The 13,796-nt window shown below is 35.0% G+C and carries 12 protein-coding genes and 1 other RNA gene; 9 read left to right on the top strand and 4 right to left on the bottom strand.

Translation table 11 applies throughout. The features are described 5' to 3' along the window. The 8 genes from GM921_RS05130 to GM921_RS05095 are packed head-to-tail and all read left to right on the top strand — an operon-like array spanning position 1 to position 8,604. Entirely contained in the window at positions 1 to 1,641 is a 1,641-nt protein-coding gene (locus GM921_RS05130; protein ID WP_182921527.1) for a UxaA family hydrolase, read from the top strand. A gap of 27 nt (positions 1,642 to 1,668) precedes the next feature. After that, positions 1,669 to 2,433, top strand: a complete 765-nt coding sequence (locus GM921_RS05125; RefSeq protein WP_182921526.1) for an SDR family NAD(P)-dependent oxidoreductase — start codon at positions 1,669 to 1,671, stop codon at positions 2,431 to 2,433. Between the two features lie 59 nt (positions 2,434 to 2,492). After that, positions 2,493 to 3,344, top strand: coding sequence for a fumarylacetoacetate hydrolase family protein (locus GM921_RS05120; RefSeq protein WP_182921525.1), 852 nt, complete (start codon positions 2,493 to 2,495; stop codon positions 3,342 to 3,344). Next, positions 3,341 to 3,670 carry an L-rhamnose mutarotase gene (locus GM921_RS05115; protein WP_182921524.1) on the top strand — a complete coding sequence of 110 codons (330 nt, stop codon included), beginning with the start codon at positions 3,341 to 3,343 and terminating at the stop codon, positions 3,668 to 3,670. Before GM921_RS05120 ends, GM921_RS05115 begins: the two co-directional genes overlap by 4 nt. Beyond that, positions 3,670 to 4,494, top strand: a complete 825-nt coding sequence (locus tag GM921_RS05110) for an amidohydrolase family protein (RefSeq protein ID WP_182921523.1) — start codon at positions 3,670 to 3,672, stop codon at positions 4,492 to 4,494. The genes GM921_RS05115 and GM921_RS05110 overlap by 1 nt, the downstream gene beginning before the upstream one ends. A gap of 1 nt (position 4,495) precedes the next feature. Continuing rightward, the gene (locus tag GM921_RS05105) at positions 4,496 to 5,278 is read left to right on the top strand and encodes an L-fucose dehydrogenase (protein ID WP_182921522.1); all 783 of its coding nucleotides are present in this window, start codon (positions 4,496 to 4,498) and stop codon (positions 5,276 to 5,278) included. A gap of 43 nt (positions 5,279 to 5,321) precedes the next feature. Then, entirely contained in the window at positions 5,322 to 6,437 is a 1,116-nt protein-coding gene (locus tag GM921_RS05100; protein WP_182921521.1) for a formylglycine-generating enzyme family protein, read from the top strand. Positions 6,438 to 6,444: 7 nt separating this feature from the next. Further along, on the top strand, positions 6,445 to 8,604 hold the full coding sequence (locus GM921_RS05095) for a glycoside hydrolase family 3 C-terminal domain-containing protein (protein WP_182921520.1): 2,160 nt from the start codon (positions 6,445 to 6,447) through the stop codon (positions 8,602 to 8,604). A 64-nt stretch (positions 8,605 to 8,668) separates the two neighbouring features. Here GM921_RS05095 and GM921_RS05090 read toward each other — a convergent pair whose 3' ends face one another. Beyond that, positions 8,669 to 10,726: an OPT family oligopeptide transporter gene (locus GM921_RS05090; RefSeq protein ID WP_182921519.1), complete on the bottom strand. Its 2,058-nt coding sequence runs from the start codon at positions 10,724 to 10,726 to the stop codon at positions 8,669 to 8,671. Positions 10,727 to 10,763: 37 nt separating this feature from the next. Here GM921_RS05090 and GM921_RS05085 point away from each other — a divergent pair, with 37 nt between their 5' ends. Then, positions 10,764 to 11,303 (top strand): D-glycero-alpha-D-manno-heptose-1,7-bisphosphate 7-phosphatase, encoded by a 540-nt coding sequence (locus GM921_RS05085; protein WP_235969778.1) that lies wholly within the window; start codon positions 10,764 to 10,766, stop codon positions 11,301 to 11,303. Between the two features lie 16 nt (positions 11,304 to 11,319). Here the strand turns inward: GM921_RS05085 and GM921_RS05080 are convergent, their stop codons facing one another. The 3 genes from GM921_RS05080 to ffs form a co-directional block, all read right to left on the bottom strand. After that, positions 11,320 to 12,126 (bottom strand): carboxypeptidase-like regulatory domain-containing protein, encoded by an 807-nt coding sequence (locus tag GM921_RS05080; RefSeq protein WP_182921518.1) that lies wholly within the window; start codon positions 12,124 to 12,126, stop codon positions 11,320 to 11,322. Positions 12,127 to 12,770: 644 nt separating this feature from the next. Then, positions 12,771 to 13,430 carry a fructose-6-phosphate aldolase gene (gene fsa, locus GM921_RS05075; RefSeq protein ID WP_182921517.1) on the bottom strand — a complete coding sequence of 220 codons (660 nt, stop codon included), beginning with the start codon at positions 13,428 to 13,430 and terminating at the stop codon, positions 12,771 to 12,773. A gap of 84 nt (positions 13,431 to 13,514) precedes the next feature. After that, positions 13,515 to 13,614, bottom strand: an RNA gene (gene ffs, locus GM921_RS05070) — signal recognition particle sRNA small type. Positions 13,615 to 13,796: the final 182 nt, after the last annotated feature.

Raw genomic sequence — 13,796 nt, 5'->3', positions numbered from 1 at the left:
ATGAAACACCGAGTATTAAAAATTCATAAAAATGATAATGTATTAGTTGCCTTAAGTAATTTAGCCAAAGGCGATGTAATTCATTTCGAACAAGAAGATTTTACCCTTCAAGAAGATATTCCTGCTAAGCATAAATTTTTTATGCAAACAATGGAGCCAGGAGAAGAAGTGATGATGTATGGTGTGTTGGTTGGTAAAACACAAACTATCGTTGCAAAAGGAAGTAGAATGAACACTACAAATACGCATCATGCTGCCGAACCTTTTGCCTATAGAAATGCGAATTACGATTGGCATGCACCAGATGTTAATCAGTTTGCAGACCGAAGTTTTTTAGGCTATCACCGTAGTAATGGCGAAGTAGGTACAGCTAATTATTGGTTATTTATTCCGACAGTTTTTTGTGAAAACAGAAACCTAGATATGATTAAAGAAGCCTTATATGGAGAATTAGGTTATGCTGTAGGTGATAAATATAAATCTTACACACAGCAATTAATTGTAGCCTACCAAAATGGGGCAAATATTGATGAAGAAATATTACTTCCTAGTCGGGAAAACAAACGCAATCGTTTGTTTAGCAATGTAGATGGGATTAAATTTCTAAATCATAGTGGAGGTTGTGGCGGTACAAGACAAGATGCTGAAACATTGAGCAAATTGTTAGCAGCCTATGCAGATCATCCTAATGTTGCGGGCATTACCGTTTTAAGTTTAGGTTGTCAGCATTTACAAGTAAGTGATTTTACCGCAGAGCTGAAAAAACGCAATCCATCATTTGATAAACCTTTGTTAGTTTTCGAACAGCAAGGCGCACAAAGTGAAGAGCAATTAATTAAAGATGCCATACAAGAAACCTTTAAAGGGTTAATTGAGATTAATAAAATCGAAAGAAAACCAGCACCCTTAAGTAAATTATGCTTAGGCGTAAAATGTGGTGGCAGCGATGGTTTTAGTGGTATTTCTGCAAATCCAGCTGTTGGTTATTGTGCAGATTTATTAGTTGCTCTTGGTGGAAAAGTGCTGTTAGCAGAGTTTCCAGAATTGTGTGGGGTAGAACAAGAAATGATAGATCGCTGCGAAACTGAAGAGTCTGCTCGCAAATTTATTCGTTTAATGACAGAATATAACGCATTGGCACATCAAGTTGGTTCAGGTTTCCACATGAATCCATCGCCAGGAAATATTAAAGATGGTTTAATTACCGATGCAATTAAATCTGCAGGTGCGGCTCGTAAAGCGGGTTCGTCACCAGTAACTGATGTTTTAGATTATACAGAACCTGCTACTAAAGCTGGATTAAATTTAGTGTGTACGCCAGGTAATGATGTAGAAGCGACCACAGGTAAAGCAGCAGCAGGAGCGACCCTAATTTTGTTTACAACAGGTTTGGGTACGCCTACGGGAAATCCGGTTTGTCCAACCATTAAAGTGGCTACAAATACAGGTTTAGCACAACGAATGAAAGATATTATTGATATAGATGCTGGTGCTGTAATTTCAGGCGATAAAACGATTGCCGAAATGGGTGCAGATATTCTTAACTATTGTATCAAAGTTGCCAGTGGCGAAGAAATACCTAAAGCAGTGCAGTTAAATCAAGATGATTTTATTCCTTGGAAAAGAGGAGTTAGTCTTTAAATTAGTAAAAAACAATAAATTTAATACATGTTTTCATTTCAAGATAAAAAAGCGATAATTACAGGTGGCGGTAGCGGAATTGGAAAAGCGATTGCACTTGCATTAGCTCAAAATGGGGCAGAAGTACATATTTTAGAATTGAGCGCAGAAAATGCAGAAAAAACAGTAGCAGAAATTAAAGCTGCAGGAAATACTGCTTTTGCTCATAGTTGTAATGTGGCTATGCAAGCAGAAACCGCTGCTATTTTCGAGAAAATAGGCGCTATTCATGTTTTGGTTAATAATGCAGGAATTGCCCATATCGGCAAAGCTGATACCACGCCAGAAGAAGATTTTGATAAAGTGATGAATGTAAATGTAAAGGGCGTTTATAATTGCATTCGTGCTGCTATTCCGCAACTTCGCAAAAGTGGAGGAGGGGTAATTTTAAATATGGCATCGATAGCCGCATTGGTTGGTTTAGCAGATAGGTTTGCGTACAGCACAGCTAAGGGCGCAGTAAAAGCAATGACCATGAGTGTAGCTAAAGATTATCTTACAGAAAATATAAGATGTAATTCTATCTCTCCAGCAAGAGTGCATACTCCTTTTGTGGATGGTTTTCTCGAGAAAAACTACGCAGATAATAAAGAAGAAATGTTCGAGAAATTATCTAAATCGCAACCTATTGGTCGTATGGCAAAGCCAGAAGAAATTGGTTATTTGGCTTTATATTTATGCAGTGATGAAGCTGCCTTTATCACTGGCTTAGACTATGCAATTGATGGTGGTTTTACAACATTGAATAATTAAAATTAACTTTAGAATAATAAGAAGTGCCTTTTGTAGGCTATAAAATTTAATAAAAGAACATGAAATTAATCAGATTTGGAGAAATAGGGAAAGAAAAACCAGGTGTAATTATCAATAATGAATACTTCGATGTATCAGATTTGGTAACAGATTATAATGAGGATTTCTTTAGTGAAGGCGGAATTGAAAAACTGGAAAAAGAAATATCAGGTGCAAACCTTAAAAAAATAGACTCGAATGTGCGTTTAGGTTCGCCATTGGCTAGACCTTCTAAATTACTTTGTGTGGGCTTAAATTATTCAGATCATGCCAAAGAAACCAACGCACCAATACCAACAGAACCTATTTTGTTTTTTAAATCTACAACTGCTATTGTTGGACCAAACGATGATTTAGTTATCCCAAAAGGAAGTAAAAAAACAGATTGGGAAGTAGAATTGGCCATTATAATTGGTAAAAAAGCAAGCTACGTTGAAGAAGCAGATGCTTATGATTATATAGCTGGCTACTGTTTACACAACGATTATAGTGAAAGAGAGTTTCAATTAGAACGCAATGGACAATGGGCAAAAGGTAAAGGTTGCGATACTTTTGCGCCTTTAGGTCCATACATTGCTACAAAAGACGAAATAGCTGATGTGCATCAATTAAACCTATGGTTAACCGTAAATGGTAAGAAATTACAAGATGGCACAACTGCTAACTTAATTTTTAACGTTCCTTTTATTGTGCATTATATTAGTCAGTTTATGACTTTATTACCTGGAGATGTAATTACGACTGGAACTCCTGCTGGTGTAGGTTTAGGTCAAAAACCAGAACCTTGGTACCTTAAACCTGGTGATGTTGTTGAATTAGGTATTGATGGTTTAGGAACTAGTAAACAAACTGCCAAAGCATACACCGTATGAAAAGACATTGTTTTGCCTTAGATTTAGTTAATGATGAAGCATTAATTGCTAAATACGAGGAATATCATGCTGCAGTTTGGCCAGAAATTATAAAGAGTATTACTGATTCTGGTATTGAAGTATTGGATATTTATCGTGCTGGTAATCGGTTGTTTATGATTATGGAAGTAAATGATACATTTAGCTTTGAACAAAAGAATGCAACCGATTTAGCAAATCCAAAAGTGCAAGAATGGGAAACCTTAATGTGGAAATATCAACAAGCATTGCCCTTCGCAAAACCAGGTGAAAAATGGATTTTAATGGATAAGATTTTTAGTTTATAATGATTGATTCCCATGTACATTTCTGGCAATTTGATCCAATAAGAGATTCTTGGATAGATGATGAAATGGCAATTCTACGTCAGGATTATTTACCGAATAACCTTATTAAAGAATTAAAAGCTAACCAAGTACAGGGTTGCATTGCAGTTCAGGCAGATCAATCTATAACAGAAACTGAATTTTTACTTGACTTAGCGCAACAAAATACTTTTATTAAGGGAATTGTAGGTTGGATAGATTTGAAAAGCCCAAACTTGGATGAACAATTAGAAAAATACGCAAAACAACCCATAATTAAAGGTTGGCGGCATATTGTGCAGGCAGAACCAACAGGTTTTCTTTTACAACAAGATTTTATTGAAGGAATTAGAAGCTTAAAACAACACAATTATACCTACGATATTTTGGTAAAACATCATCAGTTACCAGAAGTAATTGAATTTTTAAACAAAGCAGAAGATCAACCCTTTATAATCGATCATTGCGCTAAACCAGATCTTAAAAATAAAGAGATTGAAGATTGGGCTAAAAACATCCGCATCATTGCACAGCAAGAACATGTATATTGTAAATTGTCTGGGCTTTTAACAGAATGCGATTGGGCGAATTGGGATGAAAAAACAATATTTAATTGTCTAGATGTAATTTTTGAAAGCTTTGGACCAGATCGAATTCTATTTGGAAGCGATTGGCCTGTGTTATTATTAGCTTCAAACTATACAAACTGGATTAACCTATTAAAAAAATATACAAAAGATTTTACAGCAGCACAAAAGCAATCAATTTTTAACGATAATGCTGTGAAATTCTATAATATCAATTAAAATGAACTTAAATCTAACTCATAAAGTAATTATTGTTACCGGTGCCGCTAAAGGAATTGGAGCTGCTATTGTTAAAGTTTTAGCTGCTGAAGGTGCTTTACCTATTATAATAGGTAGAAACGAAAATGATAATCTAAAATTAGTTAATGAAATTAAAGCTTTAGGGCAACAAGTTGATTTCATCACAGCCGAATTAACCAATCCAGAAGCCAGCAAGCAAGTGGTAGAAACCGTAATCAGTAGATACGGAAAAATAGATGGATTAATTAATAATGCAGGTGTTAATGATGGTGTGGGCTTAGAAAATGGAAGTTATGAAGGTTTTATCTCTTCATTGCATAAAAATGTAGTTCATTATTATATGTTGGCACATTATGCCTTACCCGCTTTAAAGCAAAGTAAAGGTGTAATTATAAATATTGGAAGTAAAACAGCAGAAACTGGTCAAGGTGGAACATCAGCTTATGCTGCAGCAAATGGTGCTCGTAATGCTTTAACAAGAGAATGGGCGGTAGAATTATTGCCGTATGGTATTCGCGTAAATGCTGTAATCGTAGCTGAATCATTCACGCCTCTTTATAAAACTTGGATTAGTACTTTCGATAATCCTGAAGAAAAATTAAAAGCTATCACTGATAAAATTCCATTCGAAAAAAGAATGACAACACCTGAGGAAATTGCACAAACTGTTGTATTTTTACTGTCAGACAAATCGAGCCACACTACTGGTCAATTAATTCACGTAGACGGCGGTTATGTACATTTAGACAGAGCGATATCCTAATTTTTGTTTGAGAATATCTTTCTTCTTTTTTAACTAAAAACTAATGACGAAAGGTTTATATTCTATTTTTTTTCTATTTGTTATAAGTGTTTTTTCTTGTAATCGCACCACACCAAAAGATGAAAAAACTACTGCAAAAAGTGCAATGGCATCTTGTGAAAGCAATTTACCATCTCGTTTTGGAGAAACCAATTCAAGTTTAGACATTAAACAGGGCAAAGCAGATCATAAAGGAATGGTATGGGTTAAAGGTGGTTCTTTTGTAATGGGATCAGCAGATAAGGAAGGTAGAGCAGATGAATTTCCTAGGCATAAAGTTGAATTAGATGGTTTTTGGATAGATGTTACAGAAGTTACCAATGCACAATTCAGCGCTTTTGTTAAAGCAACAGGATATATTACAACTGCCGAACGCAAACCAGACTGGGAAGAAATCAAAAAACAGGTTCCGCCTGGCACACCTAAACCTCCTGATAGCGTATTAGTTGCTTCTTCTTTAGTTTTTAGTCCACCTAATTATGCTGTTAATTTAAACGATGCTTCGCAATGGTGGAGTTGGGAAAAAGGAGCAGATTGGCAACATCCGCAAGGACCAAAAAGCAATATTATTGGAAAAGATAATTATCCTGTTGTTCAAGTTTCATGGAATGATGCGATGGCGTATTGCAAATGGGCTGGTAAACGTTTACCAACCGAGGCCGAATGGGAGTATGCAGCTCTTGGTGGCTTAAAAGACGTGAGCTACCCTTGGGGAAATGAAGATATCGAAAAGGGCAAACCGAAAGCGAATACTTGGCAAGGAAATTTCCCAAATAAAAATACAAATTGGGATGGTTTTTACAGATTAGCTGCCATAAAACAATTTAAACCAAATGGATACGGCTTATTTGATATGGCCGGAAATGTTTGGGAATGGTGTAGCGATTGGTATGATTACGATTATTATGAAACTTTAAAAAATACGGTGAGCCATAATCCAACAGGTCCAACTAAAAGTAATGATCCTATGGAGCCATTAGTGCCAAAAAGAGTAGTTAGAGGTGGGTCTTTTATGTGCAACGCAACGTATTGTAAAGGTTATCGTGTTAGTTCAAGAATGAAAACATCTGCAGATACTGGCCTTGAACATACAGGTTTCAGGTGTGTTGCAGCTAAATAATATCAGAATGAAAAGAATAGCGCTAGTTACTTATCTCCTTTTACTTTTTAGCGCTTTAAAAGCACAAGAAGCTCCTTATCTTAATCCAAATTTACCCTTAGATTCGCGTGTACAGGATTTATTAAAGCGAATGACTTTAGAAGAAAAAGCATTGCAAATGAATAGTAATGCACCTGCAATCGACCGACTGAAAATGCCAGCTTATAATTGGTGGAATGAAGCTTTGCATGGTGTAGCTAGAGCTGGTTTGGCGACTTCTTTTCCCCAACCTATTGGTTTAGCAGCAACTTTTAATGAGCAAGGAATTTACAATATGGGTACTGCCGTTAGTGATGAAGCTAGAGCAAAACACCATCAATTTATACGTGAAGGAAACAGAGCGATTTATACAGGCTTAACTTTTTATTCCCCAAACGTTAATATTTTTAGAGATCCTCGGTGGGGAAGAGGTCATGAAACTTTTGGCGAAGATCCTTATCTGACAGGTAAATTAGGCGTGGCATTTGTGAAAAGTATGCAGGGCGATGATCCTAAATACTTTAAAACGATTACTACTGCGAAACATTTTGCGGTACATAGCGGTCCTGAACCAACTCGACATGAGTTTGATGCAAAACCCAATAAAAGAGATCTTTGGGAAACCTATTTACCTGCTTTTAAAATGCTAACACAAGAAGGACATGTCTATTCTTTCATGTGTGCCTATAATCGTTTATACGGGAAACCATGTTGTAGTGATGCTTTTTTGTTAAATGATATTTTGCGCAATCAGTGGGGATTTAAAGGTTTTGTTGCAACAGACTGTGGTGCACTTTACGATTTTTTCATGTTTCATAAAACGGCAAAAGACAGTGTTGAAGCAGTAGCACAAGCTATTAAAGCAGGTTCAGATAATCAATGTTGGGGGTATGGTGCTGCTGTAATTCCAGCTATTAAACAAGGTTTATTAAAAGAAAGTGAATTAGATACTGCAGTTGCCCGTTTGTTAAGAGCAAAATTTAAGCTAGGTATTTTTGATGCTGAAGAATTAAATCCTTATTCGAAAATTCCGTACAGCGTAGTAAATAATGAAGCCCATCAAACTCAAGCTTTACAAATGGCAAGAGAATCTATTGTGTTGTTAAAGAATAATAAAAATACCTTACCACTTAAAAAAGGTTTAAAGAATCTAGCTGTAATTGGCCCTAATGCAAATGATGCTGAAGTATTATTAGGCAATTACAATGGTGATCCTGCACATATTGTTACACCATTAGAAGGTATTAAAAAAGCATTTGCTCAAACTAATGTAGTATATGCCAAAGGTTGTAATGTAATCGATACTCCTAATTATAACTATAAAAGTGATTTCGATGAAGCTTTAGCTACTGCAGCAAAGGCTGATGTTATTGTTTTTGTTGGCGGAATTTCTCCTAGATTAGAAGGAGAGGAACTTAAAATAAAAGTACCAGGTTTTTTAGGTGGAGATAAAACCGATTTGAATTTACCAACTATACAAACTCAATTATTAAAAGAGCTTAAAAAACTAGGCAAACCTATTGTTTTAGTATTATTAAATGGAAGTGCATTGGCTATTAATTGGGAGCAAGAAAACGTAGATGCGATTGTAGAAACTTGGTATGGAGGCGAAAAAGGTGGTGCCGCATTGGCGGATGTATTGATTGGAAATTATAATCCTGCTGGAAGATTACCGATAACATTTTATAAATCAATTAATGATATTCCTGCTTTTGATAATTACAGTATGGAAGGTAAAACATACCGTTATGTTACCAAACCTGTACTTTATCCTTTTGGTTACGGATTAAGTTATACTAATTTCACTTACAGTGATTTAAAATTATCAGCCAATAAATTAGATGCAACTAATCCATTAAAAATTAATTTATCACTAAAAAATACAGGTAATTATGATGGCGATGAAGTTGTACAGCTTTACATCAAACAAGAGGGTGTTAATATGCCAATTAAAGAGTTAAAAGGTTTCAAACGCATTCATCTCAAAAAGGGTGAACAACAAAATTTAACTTTCGAATTAAAGTCGACAGATATTCAACATTACAATCTACAAAGTGATTCAATGCAAACATTGCCTGGCAAAGTTCAACTCATTATTGGCTCATCATCTGCTAAAGCAGAGCTAATAGGAAATTTTGAATTGAAGTAAGACTATTCTAACTTTTGTCATTCAGAGCGAAGCGAAGAATCTCTACTCGAAATGACAAAAGATATTAATCTATCTTTTCTTGCTTTTTAATGCCAATCGTGTACAATACAAATCCCATAAATAAGAAAAACAATACGCCTAATATCTGATAACCGCCATCACCAAACCAATTGGTAAATACAGGCTCAATATTCACTTTGCTTAAATTATCTCTAACGGATGGGATAACCATAAGGATGGCAACAATTACACCTGCAATTGCGCCACCAGCCACTAAACCTGTTGCAAATAAATTACCTGGAGCAATTTCTTCTTCTTCAACAGATTTGATTTTTTGTTTTTCTCTCCAGTTAACCAAACCCTTAATAGCTCCACCTGCAAAAATAGGAAGCGTGGTCGATAAAGGTAAGTAAGCTCCAACTGCAAATGATAAAGCATTAATTCCACATAATTCGATAGTAATCGCAATGAAAACACCTACTAAAACGTACTGCCAATCTAAATTAAACGACAACATACCTTTAATTAAAGTTGCCATTAAAGTAGCTTGCGGTGCTGCATAAGTTTCGGTTCCAATAGCGTGATGAATACCTTGTTTTAACATTTCTGCAGTCGGTGTATCTAATATTCGTACTGTAAGTCCAATTACTATTGAAGAAACAATTGCACCAATAAATAAAGCAATTTGCTGATACTTTGGCGTTGCTCCAATAAGATAACCTGTTTTTAAATCTTGAGATGTGGCTCCAGCATTGGCTGCTGCAATACAAATCATTCCTCCAACAACCAAAGCCATAGGTTCATAAATTTTACCTGTCCAACCAACAGCGATAAAAACCAAACAAGTTCCCATAATTGTGGCAATTGTCATCCCCGAAATTGGATTATTACTCGAACCGATTAAACCTACAATACGACTAGAAACAGTAACGAAGAATGCGCCAAATACAACAACTAAAACGCCAATTAATAATTTATTTAAAATGCTATCACCTGGAATTTGAGGTAAAACAGCCATTAAAAGAATTAAAACTAAACTTCCAATTCCAACTAATTTAATAGATAAATCTCTATCTGTACGCTTAATAGTGCCACCAGCTTTACCTTCTTTAATCGAACTCACACTTTCTTTAAAAGAGGAGATAATAGTCGGAATTGTTTTTGATAAAGTAATAAAACCACCCGCTGCAACAGCACCAGCACCAATTTGCTTTACAAATGCTTGGTAAATTGCTCTAGGGTAATCGGCAAAAGTTTGCGTAATGGGGTCCCAATTTCCAGCACCGCCGGGTTTAGTAATATCCAATAGTAAACCTAGTTTTGTTAATTGTTTTGCCGCAACTAATGGATCTATCAGTGTAGCTAATAATGGAATTAAAGCTAACCATGCTAAAACACCACCTGCAACTAAAATCCCTGATATTTTAGGGCCAATGATATAACCAACACCCATATATTCTGGCGTAATTTCTCCACTTACCTGTGCAGATGGTAAAAATTTGTTTGCTTGTTTGGTTGCCCAAGTAGGTGCTTCCGCCACTACATGAAATACTTTTTGTAGTAAAGCATACACCAATGAAAAACCTAAACCCCAGAAAGCAGTACGAGCAAAAGTTCCACCTTTTTCACCTGCCTGTAAAACAGAGGCGCATGCCGTACCTTCGGGATAAGGTAAATTTTCATGCTCTTTTACAATCAATGACCTGCGTAAAGGAATCATCATTAACGTTCCTAAAATCCCACCTAAAATAGCAAGAATAAGAATAGTCATGTAATTGAAAAAAGCTTCACTTGAACTTTGACCACCAATTCCTGTACTTAGAAATAAAAATCCTGGTAAGGTGAAAACAACTCCTGCTGCAATAGATTCGCCAGCAGAACCTGTAGTTTGTATAATGTTGTTTTCTAAAATGGTGGTCTTAAAGAATTTTTTACCTAATGTAATTGCTAAAACTGCAATTGGAATGGAAGCTGATACCGTTAATCCAGCTTTTAAGGCTAAATAAACAGTTGCTGCGCCAAAAATAATTCCAGCAATACAACCTAATAAAATAGATTTGATGGTAAATTCTGCAACATTACTTTCTGCAGGGACAAAAGGTTTAAATTCTTCTTTACTCATTTGATAAAAATTTAAAAATTAAAGTTAATTTTTTTTGATGAGCATACAAGGATTAAAAATCCTTAGTTATATTGCAGCGATGAAAAATAAAGCGATTTTTTTAGATAGAGACGGCGTATTAAATCATGAGATTTACGACTATATATGCAAAGTAGAAGATTTTGAAGTATTGGAATATCAAATTCCACCTTTAAAAAGATTATATGATGAAGGTTATTTGTTGATTATAATTACAAATCAAGGCGGAATTGCTTTAAATAGATATACGGAAGAGATTTTGGCAGAAATGCATGCTATTTTGTTTAAAGCATTTGAAGCGAAAGGAGCAAAAATTACACATGCGTATCATTGCCCACATCACCCTACAGTTTCAGAACCATGCCAATGTAGAAAACCTTTATCCGGTATGTTATTAGAAGCAATTGCTACCCATAATATCGATCCTAATTTATCAGTTATGATTGGAGACAAACCAAGAGATGTAGAAGCTGCCAATGGAGCAGGAGTGAAGGGTATTTTAATTGAACCTGATGAACAGATTGATTATGATAAAGTGAAAGCGGTTTTAATGAGTTGATTAATTAAACTAGCAATTAGTTTTCTACCGTAACGTAGATGCTACATCCACCAACCATGTTTTTTCTCCAAGTTCCTTGACTATTATTTCTTAAATAGCTATCAGCAGCACCGATTTTTGCGCCAAAAGAAATCATCTTTCTGTTACTTGGTAGATATTCAAATGAAACCACAAAATCTTTGTCAAGATAAATTTCTTCATTAGTTAAATCAAAAGTTTGCCAGCCTTTTTGATATTGCATCTTTCTAATAATGCTTTTTTCTACAACGCGATTACCTGGTAAACCATTTTCAAAACCATAAAAGTTAATCCTAACGTTAATATCCTCTTTGATATCAGATAACACAAAAATATTAGCATTCATAATCTGAACAGGTTCTTTTACATGAATCAGCCTTGCTTGTTCCATAATATCATTTTTCTGATAACTAGATGATGGAATACTCACCATTGGAGTTCTGCCTGTAATACCTAATTTATATGTTTTCCTTTTTCTATTTGAAATATGAACTTCACTTAAATGAGTCACACTTTCTGCAAGAATTACTTTAATATCTTTTGAATTAACAAGTTCTCGAATAGGTATTTTCTTTACTTCAAAGCCAACGCTCGAAAATGTAAATGCATCATTAAGTAATGAATCAGCAACCTGCAAAGTGAATTTTCCATCTATGTCACTCACAGTCCCCATTTTACTACCTTTAATACCAATATTTACATAAGGAATAACTTTGCCCTTTTCTGTATTCACTGAACCAGAAATTGTTTGTTGAGCAAAAAGCGGAGAAGAAAAACATAAACAGATAAAGAGAATTCTAAACATGAGGAATTTTTCTTCACAAATTAATTAAAAAGTGATGAATTAATTTATTATGAAAATATTATTAACAAAATTTAACTTTTGGTTAAGAGTGTATCATATGCAACTCTTAACCATGGTTTGTGGCACATAGACACTGAGTTTGAAAATTTTCTGCAATACATCAGTATAAGCTTATTTTTTTCTATTCTATCTGAACGCACTACATTATTTATTATTCCTTAATACAAGTATTGAGTTCTAATTTACTTCGTGTTTGCATTATAAAAGCATCGTAAAAGTATGTGTGTTAAAACGCACTTAGTTCGGGGTTGGGTCGGGGTTAGTTCGGACTTGTGACAATTGAATCCGAACCAACTACGACTGAATCCCGAATTAAATATAAGCCAATAGTTAAGCTCTTACGAATGTGGTATTATCCTAGTAGGTGTAGCTGAAGTAAAGTTGAACTTGGCATAAAGCAAGTATTAAGTGATGCACCTTAAAGTGGTATCAGGATAATTAGTAAAAATGTAATAAATGGGGTCTTTACCAACAAATTGTATTCGCTAATTATTACGCTTGATCCATTTTCTTAAATGGAGATAAAAATAAAAATGCCCCGAATATTTCGAGGCTTTTCAATTTATAATGAATTGCAAAAAGGGCTATTTTCCGCTTGCTTTAGCATGATCTGCTAAGAAAGTTGCTAAACCGCTATCCGTTAATGGGTGTTTTAATAATGCAGTAATTGCAGCTAAAGGAGCAGTAATTACATCAGCGCCTAGTTTTGCGCATGCAACAATATGTAATGGACCGCGAATAGAAGCGGCTAAAATTTCAGTTGGGTAACCATAATTATCAAATATTAAACGGATATCTTCAATTAATTGCAAACCATCTGTAGAAATATCATCTAAACGACCTAAAAATGGAGATACATAACTTGCGCCAGCTTTTGCAGCTAATAACGCTTGGCCTGGAGAGAAAATTAATGTACAATTCGTTCTAATTCCTTTGCCAGAAAAATATTTAATCGCTTTAATACCATCTTTTATCATCGGTATTTTTACCACAATTTTAGGATTAAGGGCAGCTAATGCTTCACCTTCTTTTACCATACCATCAAAATCAGTAGCAATAACTTCTGCACTTACATTGTCATCAACTATGTTACAGATAGCTTTATAATGAGCAATTACATTTGCATCGCCAGTAATTCCTTCTTTGGCCATTAAACTTGGGTTGGTTGTAACTCCGTCTAAAACGCCTAAATCCTGTGCTTCTTTAATTTGATCTAAATTCGCTGTATCAATAAAAAATTTCATAATCTAATATCCCGTAGGGAAATAATTAAGGTAAGAAGAAACCCTGATTAGTTTACATCGCCCCTTCAGGGGGTAAGGGGAAAAAATGGGCAAGCAACTTTTATCGCACCGCTACAACCTTCTACCCTTGCTTCGTTCCCGCCCTGGGGGAGTTCAAAGGGAGCTGATCGTAAAAGACTTGCCCGGCACAAAGGTAGAAAAAACACTCATTCTACAAAAAGAAATGTGTTTATTTTTAGTCATCATTATTATGTATTTGATTGATAGTGATTTGTGATTAATTTTTTGTAATTTAATTCAGAAATCGATAATTTTTGATGGTATAACCGATTTTAAATCTGCTTCCTAAGGTTTTGTTATGCATAA

Source organism: Pedobacter planticolens (assembly GCF_014172375.1).
GTDB classification, from domain to species: domain Bacteria; phylum Bacteroidota; class Bacteroidia; order Sphingobacteriales; family Sphingobacteriaceae; genus Pedobacter; species Pedobacter planticolens.
This window is presented reverse-complemented; position numbering and strand designations above follow the sequence as displayed.

Excerpts from the sequence above, each read along its gene's own strand:
- GM921_RS05130 (WP_182921527.1), top strand. The coding sequence starts at position 1 with ATGAAACACCGAGTATTAAAAATTCATAAAAATGATAATGTATTAGTT.
- GM921_RS05125 (WP_182921526.1), top strand. The coding sequence starts at position 1,669 with ATGTTTTCATTTCAAGATAAAAAAGCGATAATTACAGGTGGCGGTAGC.
- GM921_RS05120 (WP_182921525.1), top strand. The coding sequence starts at position 2,493 with ATGAAATTAATCAGATTTGGAGAAATAGGGAAAGAAAAACCAGGTGTA.
- GM921_RS05115 (WP_182921524.1), top strand. The coding sequence starts at position 3,341 with ATGAAAAGACATTGTTTTGCCTTAGATTTAGTTAATGATGAAGCATTA.
- GM921_RS05110 (WP_182921523.1), top strand. The coding sequence starts at position 3,670 with ATGATTGATTCCCATGTACATTTCTGGCAATTTGATCCAATAAGAGAT.
- GM921_RS05105 (WP_182921522.1), top strand. The coding sequence starts at position 4,496 with ATGAACTTAAATCTAACTCATAAAGTAATTATTGTTACCGGTGCCGCT.
- GM921_RS05100 (WP_182921521.1), top strand. The coding sequence starts at position 5,322 with ATGACGAAAGGTTTATATTCTATTTTTTTTCTATTTGTTATAAGTGTT.
- GM921_RS05095 (WP_182921520.1), top strand. The coding sequence starts at position 6,445 with ATGAAAAGAATAGCGCTAGTTACTTATCTCCTTTTACTTTTTAGCGCT.
- GM921_RS05090 (WP_182921519.1), bottom strand. The coding sequence starts at position 10,726 with ATGAGTAAAGAAGAATTTAAACCTTTTGTCCCTGCAGAAAGTAATGTT.
- GM921_RS05085 (WP_235969778.1), top strand. The coding sequence starts at position 10,764 with ATGAGCATACAAGGATTAAAAATCCTTAGTTATATTGCAGCGATGAAA.
- GM921_RS05080 (WP_182921518.1), bottom strand. The coding sequence starts at position 12,126 with ATGTTTAGAATTCTCTTTATCTGTTTATGTTTTTCTTCTCCGCTTTTT.
- fsa (WP_182921517.1), bottom strand. The coding sequence starts at position 13,430 with ATGAAATTTTTTATTGATACAGCGAATTTAGATCAAATTAAAGAAGCA.